At 63.8% G+C, this 15,007-nt stretch carries 12 protein-coding genes; 3 read left to right on the plus strand and 9 right to left on the minus strand.

Annotated features, from left to right (window positions below):
* Positions 1–353: 353 nt before the first annotated feature.
* Genes Amn_RS19060 through Amn_RS19070 form a run of 3 tightly spaced genes read left to right on the plus strand, consistent with a single transcriptional unit; the run spans position 354 to position 4,196 of the window.
* Positions 354–1,157, plus strand: a complete 804-nt coding sequence (locus Amn_RS19060) for a glycosyltransferase family 2 protein (RefSeq protein ID WP_286290922.1) — start codon at positions 354–356, stop codon at positions 1,155–1,157.
* 10 nt (positions 1,158–1,167) lie between these two features.
* Positions 1,168–2,112, plus strand: coding sequence for a glycosyltransferase family 2 protein (locus Amn_RS19065; protein WP_286290923.1), 945 nt, complete (start codon positions 1,168–1,170; stop codon positions 2,110–2,112).
* A complete protein-coding gene (locus Amn_RS19070) occupies positions 2,109–4,196 on the plus strand; it encodes a polysaccharide deacetylase family protein (protein WP_182573229.1) in 2,088 nt (695 codons plus the stop codon). The genes Amn_RS19065 and Amn_RS19070 overlap by 4 nt, the downstream gene beginning before the upstream one ends.
* A gap of 36 nt (positions 4,197–4,232) precedes the next feature.
* On the opposite strand, the gene Amn_RS19075 is transcribed toward Amn_RS19070, so the two are convergent.
* The 9 genes from Amn_RS19075 to Amn_RS19115 all read right to left on the minus strand — a co-directional run bounded on the left by Amn_RS19075 (position 4,233) and on the right by Amn_RS19115 (position 14,810).
* Complete coding sequence (locus Amn_RS19075) at positions 4,233–4,997, minus strand: GGDEF domain-containing protein (RefSeq protein ID WP_067960113.1); 765 nt, start codon at positions 4,995–4,997, stop codon at positions 4,233–4,235.
* 123 nt (positions 4,998–5,120) lie between these two features.
* On the minus strand, positions 5,121–6,380 hold the full coding sequence (locus Amn_RS19080; protein WP_154386361.1) for an NAD(P)/FAD-dependent oxidoreductase: 1,260 nt from the start codon (positions 6,378–6,380) through the stop codon (positions 5,121–5,123).
* 28 nt (positions 6,381–6,408) lie between these two features.
* Positions 6,409–7,899, minus strand: coding sequence for a M81 family metallopeptidase (locus tag Amn_RS19085; RefSeq protein ID WP_286290924.1), 1,491 nt, complete (start codon positions 7,897–7,899; stop codon positions 6,409–6,411).
* A gap of 160 nt (positions 7,900–8,059) precedes the next feature.
* The gene (locus tag Amn_RS19090; RefSeq protein ID WP_154386363.1) at positions 8,060–9,415 is read right to left on the minus strand and encodes a serine hydrolase domain-containing protein; all 1,356 of its coding nucleotides are present in this window, start codon (positions 9,413–9,415) and stop codon (positions 8,060–8,062) included.
* 70 nt (positions 9,416–9,485) lie between these two features.
* Positions 9,486–10,475, minus strand: coding sequence for an ABC transporter ATP-binding protein (locus Amn_RS19095; protein WP_067960101.1), 990 nt, complete (start codon positions 10,473–10,475; stop codon positions 9,486–9,488).
* A complete protein-coding gene (locus Amn_RS19100; RefSeq protein WP_263006558.1) occupies positions 10,472–11,425 on the minus strand; it encodes an ABC transporter ATP-binding protein in 954 nt (317 codons plus the stop codon). The genes Amn_RS19095 and Amn_RS19100 overlap by 4 nt, the downstream gene beginning before the upstream one ends.
* Positions 11,426–11,427: 2 nt before the next feature.
* Positions 11,428–12,279 (minus strand): ABC transporter permease, encoded by an 852-nt coding sequence (locus tag Amn_RS19105; protein WP_067960095.1) that lies wholly within the window; start codon positions 12,277–12,279, stop codon positions 11,428–11,430.
* On the minus strand, positions 12,276–13,202 hold the full coding sequence (locus tag Amn_RS19110) for an ABC transporter permease (RefSeq protein WP_286290925.1): 927 nt from the start codon (positions 13,200–13,202) through the stop codon (positions 12,276–12,278). The genes Amn_RS19105 and Amn_RS19110 overlap by 4 nt, the downstream gene beginning before the upstream one ends.
* Positions 13,203–13,220: 18 nt before the next feature.
* On the minus strand, positions 13,221–14,810 hold the full coding sequence (locus tag Amn_RS19115; protein ID WP_286290926.1) for an ABC transporter substrate-binding protein: 1,590 nt from the start codon (positions 14,808–14,810) through the stop codon (positions 13,221–13,223).
* Positions 14,811–15,007 lie beyond the last annotated feature (197 nt).

A 15,007-nucleotide genomic window follows, 5' to 3' on the forward strand; every position in this document is an offset into this window, starting at 1 on the left:
TATGCCTGTCGCAGAGCGCATGCCAACGCGTTCGCAGCAGTTTAATTCAGATTAACATCTGTTTTTCTAATAATAAACATTGATGTGGAAAGTTCATACAAATCCACATCTACCAGCAGAACCAATAGCGCGGAAACTTCACACGAATACTACATATGGTTTACAAAAACACAATATATGGTAAATTTCATATCGGCGAGTGGGGCTAACAAGACACTTGCGTCCAGATTTTTTGATCGGTAACGACCTCCCTGCGAAGTTGTGCTCGTCAGGCTGTGCTGTGCTGCGTCTGTAACATTTGGTTCGCGTCGTCATTGGATATGCCGCACCAACTTTGGGTTGGAGTAACCAGTATGACGGCGGCAGCATTTCCGCATCGGCCTGCAATGGAGGTCTTCAAGCTGGCAGGCTTGGCGACCAGCGGCACACCGCGCATCAGTGTGGTGGTGCCGGCGAAGAACGAGGCCAAGAACCTTCCTCACGTCCTGCCGCACATCCCTGTATGGGTGGATGAGGTCATCCTCGTCGATGGCAACTCGACCGACGACACGATAGAGGTCGCAAGGTCGCTTCTGCCCGACATCGTCGTGCTGCAGCAGGATCGACGCGGCAAGGGTGCTGCCCTGCGCACCGGCTTCAACGCCGCCAAGGGTGACATTATCGTCACGCTCGACGCCGACGGCTCTGCCGATCCCGGCGAGATCCCGGCCTTCGTCGGCGCGCTGCTCGCGGGCGCCGACTTCGTCAAGGGCTCGCGCTTCATGCAGGGCGGCGATACCACTGACATGGAGTGGTATCGCCGGCTCGGCAACTGGGGACTTTTGACGCTCGTGCGCATGCGCTTCGGCGGCAAATTCACCGATCTCTGCTACGGCTACAATGCCTTCTGGCGCGACGTGCTGCCTTATCTCAACATCGAGGACGCGACGGGTTTCGAAATCGAGACCGAAATGAACGTCCAGGCACTGCGCGCCAACCTCAATGTGTTCGAGGTTGCGAGCAAGGAGTTCCCGCGCATCCATGGCGTCAGCAACCTGCGCACCATTCCCGATGGTTGGCGGGTGCTGAAGACGATCGTTCGCCTTGGCGTCTCCCGCCCGGCGCGACCGGCCGTCCCGCCCCGCAGCACGACCGGACAACACCAACCCAGCGTCTAGGCCAGCGATCATGACGGCGTCGGCGACTTCGGTATCAGTCATCATCTGCGCCTACGCCGACAACCGTCGCGAACAGCTTCATCGCGCCATCGCCTCCGTGCTCGCGCAACGCACCAAGGCAACCGAGATCATCGTGGTCATCGACCACAACATGCCGCTGTGGGCTTTTTTCTTCGCCACCTATCCGGCCATCACCGTCATCGTGAACGAAGGCGCGCGCGGCCTTTCGGGTGCCCGCAACACCGGCGTCAGGCGGGCGAGCAGCGAAATCCTGGCCTTCCTCGACGACGACGCGGTCGCCGCCCCCGATTGGCTGGAGAAGATGCTGCCGCACTATCGCAATCCCTCGGTCATCGGTCTGGGCGGCCGCGTGCAGCCGATGTGGCAGGTCGATCGTCCGCGCTGGTTCCCGGAAGAGTTCCAGTGGGTTGTCGGCTGCAGCTATCGCGGCCAGCCCGAAAAGGTCGAGCCGGTGCGCAATCCCATCGGCTGCAACATGTCGTTCCGCCGCAGCATCGTCGAGTTGACGGGGGGGTTCCGCGAAGGCATCGGCCGCACCGCAGCCGATGCTGCCGGCTGCGAGGAGACGGAGCTCTGCATCCGCGCACTCCAGGCCATTCCCGGCTCGCTCATCCTCTACGATCCTGATATGAGCGTGCACCATCAGGTCACCGCCGAGCGTGCCGCCTGGGGCTACTTCCGCAAGCGCTGCCTCGCCGAAGGTCGTTCCAAGACGCAGGTCGTCAACGCCGTGGGCGCGCTGGACGGATTGTCCAGCGAACAGCGCTATGTCATGCGCGTCCTGCCGGCAGGCGTTCTGCGTGGGCTTGGCGATGCGATGCTGAAGTTCGACATGTGGGGGCTTGCCCGCGCGGCCGGCATCTTCTTCGGCCTTGGCTACACGACGATGGGTTATGTCGGCGCCCGCTTGAGCCGCCCACGGAGGCAAGCATGAGCGTGCCCGAGTTTCACCCGATCAAGATCCTCGACGTCGACGTCTGCCGGCCGATGAACGATGTGCCGATGTTCGACGCGGCAACCGACCAGCGCTACGGCGGCGTCTTCTGTCTCATTCGCCGTCAAGGCCGTCCGGTGACGATCATGGAGTTCGATTTCGACGAGGACGTGCTGACGACGTTCGAGCTGCGCCGCCGCATCAGCGAGAACCAGGCGGTGCAGGACAGCACGTTCCAGCACGACGCGCCGCTGCCCAGGAAGGACGGGCCGTTCGCCAGCGTCGTCATCGCCACGCGCGATCGCGCCGAAAGCCTGGCGCGATGCCTCGATTCACTGCTGCTCCAGACCTATCAGCCCTTCGAGATCGTCGTCGTCGACAATGCGCCGTCCTCCTCGCAGACTGCTGATCTGATCGCCCGGCGTTACGGCGGTGCGCGCGCGGTGCGTTATGTCAGGGAAGACGTGCCGGGCCTTGGCCGCGCCCACAATGCCGGGCTTGCCAACCTGTCGTCCGAGCTGGCGCTGTTCACCGACGACGATGTCGTCGTCGACCCCAACTGGGTGGCGGCGATGGCCGCAAATTTCGACCGCGACGGCCGGGTCGGCTGCGTCACCGGCCTGATCCTGCCGGCAGAGCTCGACACACGCGCGCAATTCTGGACCGAGCGCCATGGCGGCTTCGGCAAGGGCTTTGCGCGTAAGGTCTTCGATCTCGCCGGCAACAGGCCGGCGGGGTCGCTTTTTCCCTTCACCGCCGGACAGTTCGGCTCGGGCGCCAACATGGCGTTCAGGACCGAGGCGCTGCGCCAGATTGGCGGCTTCGATTCAGCGCTGGGCGCCGGCACGCTGGCGCGCGGCGGCGACGATCTCGCCTCCTTCTACGCCGTGGTCCAGGCCGGCTTCCAGCTTGTTTACGACCCGCGTGCGCTGCTTTGGCACCATCATCGCCGCGGCGAGGACGGCATGCGCCGCCAAGCCTTCGGCTATGGAATGGGCCTCGGCGCCTATCTCACCAAGGTCGTCATCGACGAACCGGCGGCAGCCTTGCGGCTGGCGCGCGCCATGCCTGCCGGCATCGCCCACATGGCCGGCCCGACATCGCCCAAGAACCAGCGCCTGCCGGGCGATTATCCGAGCAATCTGGTCTGGCGCGAGAGGCTCGGCATCGCTGCTGGCGTGCCGGGCTATCTGCGCAGCCGCTATGCCGCAACACGCAGCCCGTCATCCGGCATCGCTCCCTCGGCAAACGGGCACGAGGTCGCCTTCAAGGGAGGATCGACAGCTATGCGCCCATCCGTGCCTATCCTGGTTTATCACAGCATCGACACCAGCTGTGCTGCGCCCTACCGGCGCTGGATGATGCTGCCCGACGAGTTCGAGCGCCACATGCAGGTGCTGGCCGAAGGCGGCTTCCGCCCGGTGACGATCTCGGCGCTGGCGACGATCTTCAGGGAAAAGCGGCCTTTGCCGCCGCGCACCGTCTGCATCACCTTCGACGACGGGCTGCAGGATTTTCTCATCGGCGCCATGCCCATTCTGGAACGCCACGGTTTTGCCGCGACGCTCTATGTCGTCTCTGGCTTGGTCGGCAAGACCAGCCAGTGGCTTGCTTCATCTGGCGAAGGCGACCGGCCGATGCTCGGGTGGGGTGATCTGCGCGCGCTGGCCTGCGAAGGCATCGAAATCGGCGCCCATACAGTCAGCCATCCGCAGTTGGACATCCTGTCGGCCAGCGATGCCGCACGCGAGATACATGACAGCAAGCTCGCCCTCGAACACGGCCTGAAGCGGCCGGTGCACAGCTTCGCCTACCCGCATGGTTATTCGAGTCGCACCACGCGCGCGCTGGTGCGCGGCGCCGGCTTCACCTCGGCGTGCCGGGTCAGGCATGCGATGACGACGACGACGGAAGACCCGTACACCTTGTCGCGCATCGTCATGACCAGCGAGATCGGGCCAGCCGAATTGCGCCGTATGCTAACCCAGCCGGTGCTGCCGGTGGCGCCGCCGGCCGACCGGCTGGTGGCTTCTGGCTGGCGCATGGTTCGCCGCTTCCAGCATATGGCGCATGCCGGCAGCTAGGATCGAGTTGCAGAGCAATCGGAACGACAAGGCTGTTCAGGCGGCAGCCAGCTTGCCATCGGCTTTGACGATACGGTCGCGACCATTGGCTTTGGCGAGATAGAGGTTCCTGTCGGCGGCCAGGAGAAGCGCATCGAGGCTTTGGCCCCGCTGGTGTTTCGATACGCCGATGCTGACAGTGACCTCGCGGCCGCTCATGCCGACGATGGCTGATATCGCCTTGACCTTGCGCCGCAGGCGTTCGCACACCAGCGTTGCCGTGTCCTCGCCGGCACCCACCAGCAGTACGACGAATTCTTCACCGCCCAGCCGCCCGGCAATATCCCCAGCGCCAATGCTCGAAGCCAGCGCCGCGCCGATTTCCTGCAGCACGGCATCGCCCATGGCGTGACCCTCGCGGTCGTTGATCGCCTTGAAATGATCGGCATCGATAAAGAGCAGCATTCCGGCGCCCTTGCCATCTGCGTGGTCACTGACGATCTGCCTGGATTGAAGCAGGAAGGTTCGCCTGTTCAGCAGGCCGGTCAGGTCATCGAGGCGATTGGCCCGGTCGAGCTCGGCCGCAAGCTCGACCAGCCTGGCGCTGCGGCCCATGAAGAAATAGGACAACGGCCCCGCCACGGCGACAACGATCAGGCTAGTCAGCACGAGGTCGAGCAGCAGCCGGTCCGAGAAGAAGATCGAGTAGAAGATCAGCGTCAAAAGGTCGGCACCGAGCGTCGCGGTGGCCACGATCACGCAGGACTGCCCCAGCACCGACAGGCCGTTGAACCGTTCAGCGATGCGACTTGCCCCAACCATTCCCTGGCCGCCCTCCCTGTTGCGGCTTGGGATTAGCAGCAATTGGTAAAGACCAGCCTGACTGGCTTTGTTAATTGTTTGTTTCGCTGGGCCTTCGGGTAGGCGACACGGCAGAGATACGTGTCAGCCAAAGCGCTCCATTGCGTAAGGCGCAGGATCGGTGAATGCCTTTTCGCCCGTCATCATTTCGGCGAGCAGGCGTCCGGTGATCGGGCCGAGCGTCAGGCCGTGGTGGTTGTGGCCGAAGGCGAACCACAGCCCCTTGTGCCTGAAGCCCCGGCCGATCACCGGCCTCATGTCGGGCAAGCACGGGCGCGATCCCATCCAGGGTTTTGGCTCGATACGCTGCCTGAGCGGGAAGATCTGGCGCGCCAGAGGTTCTGTCCTGTCGAGTTGGACCGGGCTGGGCCTGCTGCCGCGCGAGGCGAATTCGACGCCGGTGGTCAGCCTGACGCCCTGGGCCATCGGCGCCAGCACGAATCCGCCATCGGCATCGACGACGGGATGATTGAGCAAGGCGTCGCCCTCGGCTTCGAAATGCACGTGGTAACCGCGCTTCATCACCAGCGGGACCTTGTAGCCAAGCGAACGCGAGATCTTGTCCGTCCAGGGCCCAAGTGCCACGACCGCTTCCGGCGCCTTGAGCCGAGCGCTGCCGGCAGCGATGCTCCACCCTGTTTCCTCCCGTTGCAGATGAAGCGCATCGCCGCGCAGGAACACCCCACCCCGTTCGACAAAATGACGGGCATAGGCCTTCACCAGTGCGCCCGGATCGGCAACGGTGGCCGGATCGAGCCAGTGCACGGCGCCAACCACGGCATTGGTGAGATGCGGTTCGCGCTGTTGCAGCGCCTTACGGTCGAGGACTTCGTAGTTCAGCCCGAATGGGTGAAGGGCGGTGGCGGCTCCCCGCGCCTGCACGAAGGTCTTTTCATTTCGATAGACCTCGAGCCAGCCGGCCCGGCGCAGTTGTGGCAATGCGCCGGCCTCCGACATCAGCGCCTCGTGCTCGCTCACCGAGCGCTCGATCAGCGGCTGCATGTCGGCTGCGGCGCGAGCCAACGGCTTGGGCGCCGACTCGCGCCAGAACTGCCACAGCCACGGTGCGATGCGCGGCATCTGCCGCCAGTCGAAACGCACCTCAGTCGACAGATTGAACGCATAGCGCATCAGCTTCGAAAGCTCGCGCGGCGCACCATAAGGCACGACGCTGGAGCGTTCGATCAGCCCGGCATTGCCGTAGCTCGTTTCCTCGCCGGCGTCGCGGCGGTCGACGAGGATGACGGAACGGCCGCGCCGCTGCAGCTGCAGTGCCACCGAAACGCCGATGATCCCGGCACCGAGCACGATGACGTCGGCCTGCTGGATATGTGACTGCGCCATCGGTTTCCTTGCTGTCATTGCCATACACTCAAAGGGTCATGTCGCGGTCGAGCGGGAAGATCGGTCGTGCGACATTGCGATAGGGCATCCTGGAATAGTCCATGGTGCAGAGTGCGCCGCTGTCGCAGACGATGACCTTGCCGGCGATAGGTTCGAAGGCAGCGCGGAAATGCTGCATCGACTTGAGCCCGACCACGCGATGCCGTGCCGGATCGATGCCGAAGGCCCGGAACTGCTGGAGGTCGCGCATCTGCGACGGCTCGGTAACGACCAGCACGGCGATGCCGTCGATCTGCACCACGGCCGTCGGGCCAAACGAGAACTCCAGCCCGCCCAGCTGTTCTCCGTCGCCGATCAGCTTGCCGTCGCTGATGACGAGCAGCTTGCCGGTCACTTCGAGCGGATCGCCTCCGAAGCGCGGATCGGTCTTGCCGCCGAGCCTGAGCTTGACGGTGTCGCCGACCGTGGCGCGGTGCAGTTGGTTGGCCGTCTCCGGATCGACGATCGGGCCGAAGCACGCATCATCTACGCCGACTTGGAGCAGCGCTCCAAGCAAGGCGGTGGCATCGCCATAGCCGCCGGCGCCGGGATTGTCGGCATAGTCGGCAATGATCAGCGGACGGTCGCCGCGATAGTCATGCGCGATCTCGGCAGCCTGCATCACCGTGTAGAAGGTGTTCAGCACATTGAAGCGGTTGTCCCAGATCTCGTCGGCGATGCCTTCGGCGAAGGTGCGGTGCCGCGCCGGGTCGCCGTCATAGGTGACAAGCACGGTCGGCCCAACCTCGGGAATGTCGGCGTTGGGAAATGCGCCATTGATGCTGACGGCCAGCGCACCAGGCGTCTCTTCATAGGCGCGGGCTCTGGCGATCCACTCGACCATCGGTCCGATATCCGTACGACCGGCATTGGCCTCCTCCAGCATTGGCCGGCGGACCAACAGCGTCTTCGGACGGATCTCGCCGGCCATCGTGCGCTGCAGCAACTCGCCAGCGTGGTGGGCGATCGCCCGCATGTCGATGTGCGGATAGGTCTTGAACGAGATCAGTATGTCGGCGAGCTCGCACATTTTGGCCGTGACATTGGCATGCGGGTCGAGCGTGACAGCGATCGGCAGGTCCGGCCCGACGACGGCGCGCAGCCGCTCCAGCAGTTCACCTTCGCCATCAGGCGAGAAGTCGGTGACCATTGCTCCGTGCAGGCCAAGCAGGATGCCGTCGATCTTGCCCTTGTTGTCGGCAGCCGCCTTGACGATGGCGCCGCCGATCCGGTCGAAGGCATCGCGCGTCACCGGTCCTGCCGGTTCGGCCGCGGTGCTCAGAACATGCTCGACGGCCCAGCCATATTTGCGGCCGATATCGAGGAAGCCGGCAATCTCGGTGTTCGCGTCGCCCCTGGCACGAATGGCGTCGTCGCCGAACAACACGCCTTCAACGGTAAACGCGTCATAGCTGGTCTTGCGGACGCTGAACGTGTTGGTCTCATGGGCGAATTCTGCGGTCAGAACACGAAAGCTCATTATCGGTCTCCATCTGGTCGTTCAGGCATTTCGAATCGAACAGGCGACTTGTCCGTTGCGTCCCTCGCCGAGGGATACGCAGCGCCTGATCAGGCTCAGCAGTTGGTTTGACGTGTCAGCAACGGTGGCCTCGCCGGCTGGGCCGCGGCCACCGTTGCGGCTACTCCATGTGGAAGCGCATTTCGCTCACCCGGTCCTCGCTGTCGCGGCTGATCGTCCAGTGCAGGTGATAGCCGCCCATCTCCAGCCGGTAGCGTCGGCCGCCGTCGCCTTCCTGATGGGTGAGCTCGAGCGGCACTCCAGCCACCGCAACGCCGCTTGCCGCGATCTGCTCGAACCAGCCGTTGCTCCACAGGCGCCAGGCCTCTTCGCCAAAGCTCTCGCGCGGCGCACGGCGCTCGACGATGGCCTGCAGCAGCTCGTGGTCGCGCCTGGTCAGAGCTTCGTTGCCGTCGGCGATCGGTTCGTAGGGTGCGAGCGCCGGATCGACGATGCCGGCGATCTTCTGGCCTATCCGGGCGACCTGGGCCTCGTCAGTGTTGCCGAGCACGCAGACCGACAACTTGCGCGCCGGGAAGCGAGCGATCTCGGCGCGGAACCCGTCCCAGGTGCCGCCATGCCGGATCTTGCGATGACCGCGTATCGTGGAATTCTGCCAGCCCAGCGCATAATTGTTGAACGACGGCTGGCCGTTCTTCATCAGCACCGGCTCGGACACCAGTGCGATGCTTTCAGGGCTCAGCACCGTGGGATTGTCGAGCTCAAGCAGCCAATGGGCGATGTCGCGCGGCGAAAAATAGAGCCCGCCATCGCCGGTGCGCTGCAGTGTCGGCGCCGCCCAGTAGCGGTTTTCCAACTTGCCGTCGCGGATACAGTGGCCGGCGGCGCGGTTCGGCACGATGTCGAACCACGAGGCCTCGCGCGCCGTCGCCATGCCGATCGGCTCGAACAGCCGTTCGCGCAGGAGCTCGTAATAAGGCTTGTTCGAAACACGGGCGACAACCAGCCCGGCCAGGATGTAGCCGGTATTGCTGTACTGATAGCCCTCGCCCGGTCGGTACATGAACGGCGAACGTCGGGCGAGGTCGATCAGTTGCTCGTCGCTATGGTCCTGCCACAGGTTGAGCGGCACGGCGCCACCCTCCCCGCCTTCGCCCGCCGAGAAGGCGATGTCGAAATTGCCGAAGCCGGCCATCATCGACAGCAGGTTGCGGATGGTAATGCCGGACCAGCTTTCGGGCCCTTCCGGAATATAGCGGATCAACGGGTCGTCGAGCTTGATGTGGTCGTCCTGAAGCAAAAACATCACCGCCGCCGCGGTGAACATCTTGCCGGTCGAGCCGGAATGGAAAACGGTATCGGGCGTCACCGGCACCTGGTTCTCGACATTGGCAAGGCCATAACCTCCGAGATGCACGATCTCGCCATCATGGACGATGGCGACGCCGAGTCCGGGAACCTGGCTGTTGTCGATTTCCGACTGCAGGTAGCGGTCGAGTTCTCCGGTGTAGCTCATGCTGATTTCCTGGTCTTCAAAGTCATCTGCAAACGATGCGAAGCGCCTGAAGCGTCTCGGTGATTGGCGTTCATGCGACCGACCTCTCGTCGATAATCGCGTCGGGCGCGGCGGTGAGCGGATGGTGACAGGCGACCTGATGCGCACCGCCTTGTGACCAAAGCGTCGGCAGCTCGCGGCGGCAGAGATCGGTGACGCGCGGGCAACGGTTGGCGAAGGCGCAGCCGGTCGGCAGGTCGTAGCCGCTGGGGATCTCACCGGCGAGCCGCGTCACCGTACGGCGCCGCTTCGGATCGGGTTCGAAGGTGCTGTCGAGCAGCGCTCTTGTGTAGGGATGCTTGGGCGCCGCGGTGCTCGGCAGCACTTCGACGATGCGGCCGAGATACATGACCAGGATCTGGTCGCAGAAATAGCGCACCAGTCCGAGATCGTGGGAGATGAACAGATAGGTCAGCCCGAGATCCTGGCGCAGCCGCTCCAAGAGCGACACGATCTGCGCCTGCACCGAAACGTCAAGTGAAGCCGTCGGCTCGTCGAGCACCACCAGCGACGGGTTGAGCGCCAGGGCACGTGCGATGCCGATACGCTGCTTCTGGCCGCCCGACAACTGATGTGGATAGCTTGCCGCCAGCGCGCTGTTCAGACCGACCATGTCGAGCAGCGATGCGACGGTCTCATCGGCGGATCTTGGCATTGCGCCCTGGACGCGGAACGGTTCGAGCAGCGCGTCCCGGATCGAGTAGCGCGGATCGATCGCCGAATAGGGATCCTGGAACACCAGTTGCATGCGCTGGCGCAGGCGACGCATGTCTTGCCGCGACAGCGATGCCATGTCGACACCGTCGAACGTGACCTGCCCCTCGCTGGGCGTGATCAGGCGCAGCACCAGCCGCGCCAGCGTTGACTTGCCGCAGCCGGACTCGCCGACGACTCCGAGGATCTGACCTTTCTTCAACGCGAAAGAAACGTTGCTGACGGCATGGAACGTCTTGCGCTTGCGCAACAGCCCGCCATCACTGAAACGGCGGCTGAGCCCGTTGACGGTGAGAAGATCGCTCATGCTGCCTCCGCCACGTGGCAGGCCACGCCATTGCCGCTGACGCCTATGCGCAGCTCGGGGATCTCGATGCGGCAGCGGTCGGCGACACGGGCGCAGCGCGGATTGAACCTGCAGCCCGGCGGCTGTGCTGCGGCACTCGGGACCACGCCTGGGATGGCGCTCATCGTGCCGCGCGCCATATAGTGCCTGGGGATGCAGCGGATCAGCGCCTGTGTGTAGGGATGACGCGGTTGCGCGAAGAGTGCGTCGACCTCGGCCAGCTCGACCACGCGGCCGCAATACATCACGGCCACCCGGTCGCAAGCCTGGGCGACGACGCCCATGTCGTGGGTGATCAGGATCAGGCCGAGGCCGCGCTGCCGCACCAGGTCGACGAGGATCTGCACGATCTGCGCCTGCACCGTGACGTCGAGGGCCGTGGTCGGCTCGTCGGCGATCAGAAGCTCCGGGTCGCCGGCAAGCGCCATGGCAATGACGATACGCTGTTTCATGCCGCCGGAGAGCTGGTGCGGAAACAGGTCGTAGACCGAGGCGGGATCGGGAATGCGCAGGTCGGCCATCAATTCCAGGCTTTTTGCCCGCGCCGCACTCCGGCCAAGGCCGAGATGCAGGCGTGCGGCCTGATCGATCTGCGGCCCGATCCGCATCATCGAATCGAGCGAAGTCATCGGGTTCTGCGTAATCAGCGCGATGCGCCCGCCGCGCAGCCTCCGCATCTGCCGCTCCGGCAGCCCGACGAGATTGGTGCCGTCAAAGCGGATGGTGCCGGCAGCGACCTGGCCGCCGATGCGCGGCAACAATCCCATGATCGCGGTTGCCGTCAGCGACTTGCCCGAACCAGATTCACCGACGATGCCGAGGATTTCGCCACGGTCGACGCTGAGCGTGACTTGGTCGACCGGCGCGAAGGCACCAAAGCTGATGCGCAGCATTTCCAGATCCAGCAGCATCGTTACGCCTCCCTGAACTTGGCGCGGACATCGAGCGCAGCGATCACCGCGTCGCCGAACAGGTTGATGAAGACGACCGTCAGCGCCACGGCGAGACCGGGAAGCAGGATCACCCAGGGCGCAATGAACAGCTGGGCCGTGCCGGAACTCATCATTGCGCCCCAGCTCGGTGTCGGCGGCTGGGCGCCCAGACCGAAGAAGCCGAGAGTTGCCTCGAGAATGATCGCATCGCCGGTTGCCAGCATCGCCGCCACCAGCACCGGCGCCAGCGCGTTGGGCAGGAGATGCGAGAACAGGACGTGGGCGTGGCCGGCGCCCAGACTGATTGTCGCCTCGACGTAGGTTTCGCTCTTCAGCGACATGATCTGGGTTCGCGTCAGTCGGGTGAACTGCGCGAGGTAGGCGATGGCGATGGCGATCACCACGCCTTCCAGCCCGGGCCCGATGATCGCCACCAGCATCAGCGCGATCAGGATTTCTGGGAACGACCATGTCAGGTCGATCACCGTCATGACGATGCGGTCGAAGGTGCCGCCGAAATAGCCGCAGGTGGCGCCGAGGACGAGGCCGAGCGCCACGGAGATGCCGATCGCTGTGATGCTGACCGAGAGCGAGGTGCGGGCCCCGGTGATCATCCGCGACAGCACATCGCGTCCGAACTCGTCGGTGCCGAACAGATGCGTCAGCGACGGCGCCTGGTTCATGATGCCCAGGTCCTGCTGGTCGTAGGGATATGGCGACAGCCACGGCGCAAACAGCGCGCCGATGACCAGAAGCAGCAGAAACGCTCCCGATATGCCGCCCTTGAAGGTCGAGACGGCCTTGAGCATTGCCAATGCACGATGTCTGATCATGCCCGTGCCTCGCGCTGGCGTGGATCCATCGCCGCCTGGACGATGTCGCCGATCAGGGCGCCGATGATGACGGCCATGGCCAGCATGAGAAGACAGCCCTGAACCAGCGGGTAGTCTCGCTGATTGAGCGCCCGGATCAGCAGCGAGCCGAGGCCGGGACGGGCGAAGACATATTCGATCGTCACGGCGCCTCCCAAAACCCAGCCGATGCGCAGGCTGAGGATGGTGACGACCGGAACCATGGCGTGGCGCAGCACATGCCGCAGCTGGATGATGAAGGGCGGCAGCCCCTTGGCGTGCAGCAGTGTCACGAAATCCTGCCTGGAGGTCTCGATCATGGCGATCCGCGTAACGCGGGCCACGAGTGCGATACCGCCGAGGCCGGCGGCGATGGTCGGCAGGATGAGCGAACTCCAGCCGCGCGCGCCCGACACCGGGACCCAGCCGAGCCAGACCGCGAAGACAAGGATCAGCAGCAGGCCGAGCCAGAAGCTTGGCACCGTCGAGCCGAGCAGAATAAAGCCGGTGATCGAGTCGTCGACGCGGGTGCCCTGATAGCTCGCCGCGATCACGCCGGCAGCGATGCCGGTCAGCGTCGAAAACAGTAGTGCTGCGATGCCCAGCTCGAGGCTGTAGGGCAGGTTCCGGGCGATCAGGGCGCTGACCGGGCGCCCCTGGATGATCGAGGTGCCCAGGTCGCCGGTCAGCAGCCGCCCCATCCAGGTGACATATTGCTCGATCAGGCTGCGGTCGAGACCGTACTTCGCCGCAATCTGCAGGCGCTGCTCCGGCGTCGAGCCGGCGCGCATGAGATTGTCGATGGGGTCACCCGGCACCAGATGGATGATGAAGAACACCACCAGTGAGACGACAAAGAAGACAGGCAGCAGCAGGACGAGCCGCCTCAAGGTGAAGCCGATCATGACGTTCTGCCGACCCGCTCAGCCAATGACCTTGATGTCGACGGCCGTTGCCTGCACCAGCTGCGTGCCACGCAGCTTTGCCGGCACATCGAGCATGGTCTTGTTGAACGCGTAGTTCTGAACCGGCTCGTGGATCGGTACAAACAGGAAGTTGCCGATCAGGTTCTCCTGATACTTCCTGAAATTGGCCACCCGCTCGTCCTGCGTCTTCGACTGCTGCATGGCGACGTTGCGAAGCTCCTGCGATTTCTCGTCCTGCCACCCGGAGGAGTTCGGATAGGGAATGTTGGTGGTGCTGAAGAACCAATCGAGAATGTCGGCGTTGTTCCAGCCATACTGACGCACCGCGAGCTGATGCTGGCCCTTCTTGAGCTGGTCGACGACCGTCGTGCTGTCGAAGATGTCGATCTCGACAACCATGCCGATTGCCTTGAGCTGCGCCTGGACGATCTCGGCAGTACGTTTGATCGCCGTCTCCGACTGCGCCGTCAGCTTGATCTTCAGCGGCTTGCCGCCCTTGACCCGGATGCCGTCATCACCTCGCTGCCAGCCGGCCTTGTCCAGAAGCTCGTTGGCCTTGGCCAGGTCGTGGTGGATTTCCAGCTTGGGATCGATCTTGGATTCCACCAGCGTGCTGATGAGGAACTGGTGCGCTTCGAGGCCTATGCCGTTGAAGACGCTCTTGAGGATGGCGCCCTGGTCGACCGCCAATGCGGTTGCCTGGCGCACGGCGGCGTCGCCGAACGGCTCGGCTCGGGTGTTGAACGCGAGATAGGTGATCCCGAAGCCAGGCAGGCTCCGGAAGTCCAACATCTCTTCCGCCTGAAGTTGCGGCAGGAACTGGTCCGGCACGCCGAGCAGCAAGCCGACGCCGCCTGTCTTCAGTTCGAGGAAGGCCGTCGAGGCGTCGGGAATTTCGCGCAGGGTCAGCCGCTTGACGTGCGGTGCTCCCTTGTTGTCCGAGAGGTCGCTGCCCCAGCTGTAGTCCTCATTGGCGACCAGCACGGTTTCCTGTCCGACGGCAAAGCTCTCGAACGTGAAGGGTCCGGTTCCGACGGCCTCGGTCACGCCAAAATTGTCGCCGGCCGCGTCGTAGGCCTTGGGAGACGGGATGCCCATGAAGGACGATGCCAAATTGTAGATCAGATTTGGCTCCGCCCGCTTCATGACGAAGCGAACAGTATGGTCGTCGACGACCTCGACACGGTCGACGGCGTCGACAAGGTACTCGTTCGGGCTGCCTTTGAACTTGGGGATCCACCACGCTATGGTCGCGGCATTGAACGGTTCACCATCATGAAAGCGAACGCCTTGCCGCAACTTGAAGGTCCAGGTCATACCGTCGGGACTGTTCTCCCAGGATTCGGCGAGGTGGGGATGATAGCTCTGGTCGACATCCTGCTCGATCAGCCGGTCGTAGATCAGGGTCGCGACGGTGCTGAGCAAGGTGGCGCGAATTGGATCGTGATGAGGGGCGCCGATTTCGGCACTGCCGAGAGCAAACACGGCCTCCGGTTCTGATGCTCGCGCCGAATATCCCCCAGCCAGGCCGAGGCCCGCGGCCAGCGTGACCACCGATACCGAAGCAAGAAACCCACGTCGATTCATGTTCAACCTCCCCTTGGAAAATCGGCAAAAGCCCGCCATGCCGCGGAAGCAGCATTTTCTCGACAACAGACAAGAATTCGCGATGTGGCATGGTCATGCGACCTGAGCCAGATGCGCGTCGTTTCCTCCCGGTTGCTGTGCGGTACTGGCAATATCCAGCGGCTCAGCAACGTTTTTCTTCCCCGCTCCTCAACGAG

Origin of the sequence: Aminobacter sp. Y103A, assembly GCF_030294925.1 — a bacterium.
Taxonomy (GTDB): domain Bacteria; phylum Pseudomonadota; class Alphaproteobacteria; order Rhizobiales; family Rhizobiaceae; genus Aminobacter; species Aminobacter ciceronei.

What these genes read in the sequence shown, in the direction of transcription:
- Amn_RS19060 (WP_286290922.1), top strand. Translation starts at nt 354, where the DNA reads ATGACGGCGGCAGCATTTCCGCATCGGCCTGCAATGGAGGTCTTCAAG.
- Amn_RS19065 (WP_286290923.1), top strand. Translation starts at nt 1,168, where the DNA reads ATGACGGCGTCGGCGACTTCGGTATCAGTCATCATCTGCGCCTACGCC.
- Amn_RS19070 (WP_182573229.1), top strand. Translation starts at nt 2,109, where the DNA reads ATGAGCGTGCCCGAGTTTCACCCGATCAAGATCCTCGACGTCGACGTC.
- Amn_RS19075 (WP_067960113.1), bottom strand. Translation starts at nt 4,997, where the DNA reads ATGGTTGGGGCAAGTCGCATCGCTGAACGGTTCAACGGCCTGTCGGTG.
- Amn_RS19080 (WP_154386361.1), bottom strand. Translation starts at nt 6,380, where the DNA reads ATGGCGCAGTCACATATCCAGCAGGCCGACGTCATCGTGCTCGGTGCC.
- Amn_RS19085 (WP_286290924.1), bottom strand. Translation starts at nt 7,899, where the DNA reads ATGAGCTTTCGTGTTCTGACCGCAGAATTCGCCCATGAGACCAACACG.
- Amn_RS19090 (WP_154386363.1), bottom strand. Translation starts at nt 9,415, where the DNA reads ATGAGCTACACCGGAGAACTCGACCGCTACCTGCAGTCGGAAATCGAC.
- Amn_RS19095 (WP_067960101.1), bottom strand. Translation starts at nt 10,475, where the DNA reads ATGAGCGATCTTCTCACCGTCAACGGGCTCAGCCGCCGTTTCAGTGAT.
- Amn_RS19100 (WP_263006558.1), bottom strand. Translation starts at nt 11,425, where the DNA reads ATGCTGCTGGATCTGGAAATGCTGCGCATCAGCTTTGGTGCCTTCGCG.
- Amn_RS19105 (WP_067960095.1), bottom strand. Translation starts at nt 12,279, where the DNA reads ATGATCAGACATCGTGCATTGGCAATGCTCAAGGCCGTCTCGACCTTC.
- Amn_RS19110 (WP_286290925.1), bottom strand. Translation starts at nt 13,202, where the DNA reads ATGATCGGCTTCACCTTGAGGCGGCTCGTCCTGCTGCTGCCTGTCTTC.
- Amn_RS19115 (WP_286290926.1), bottom strand. Translation starts at nt 14,810, where the DNA reads ATGAATCGACGTGGGTTTCTTGCTTCGGTATCGGTGGTCACGCTGGCC.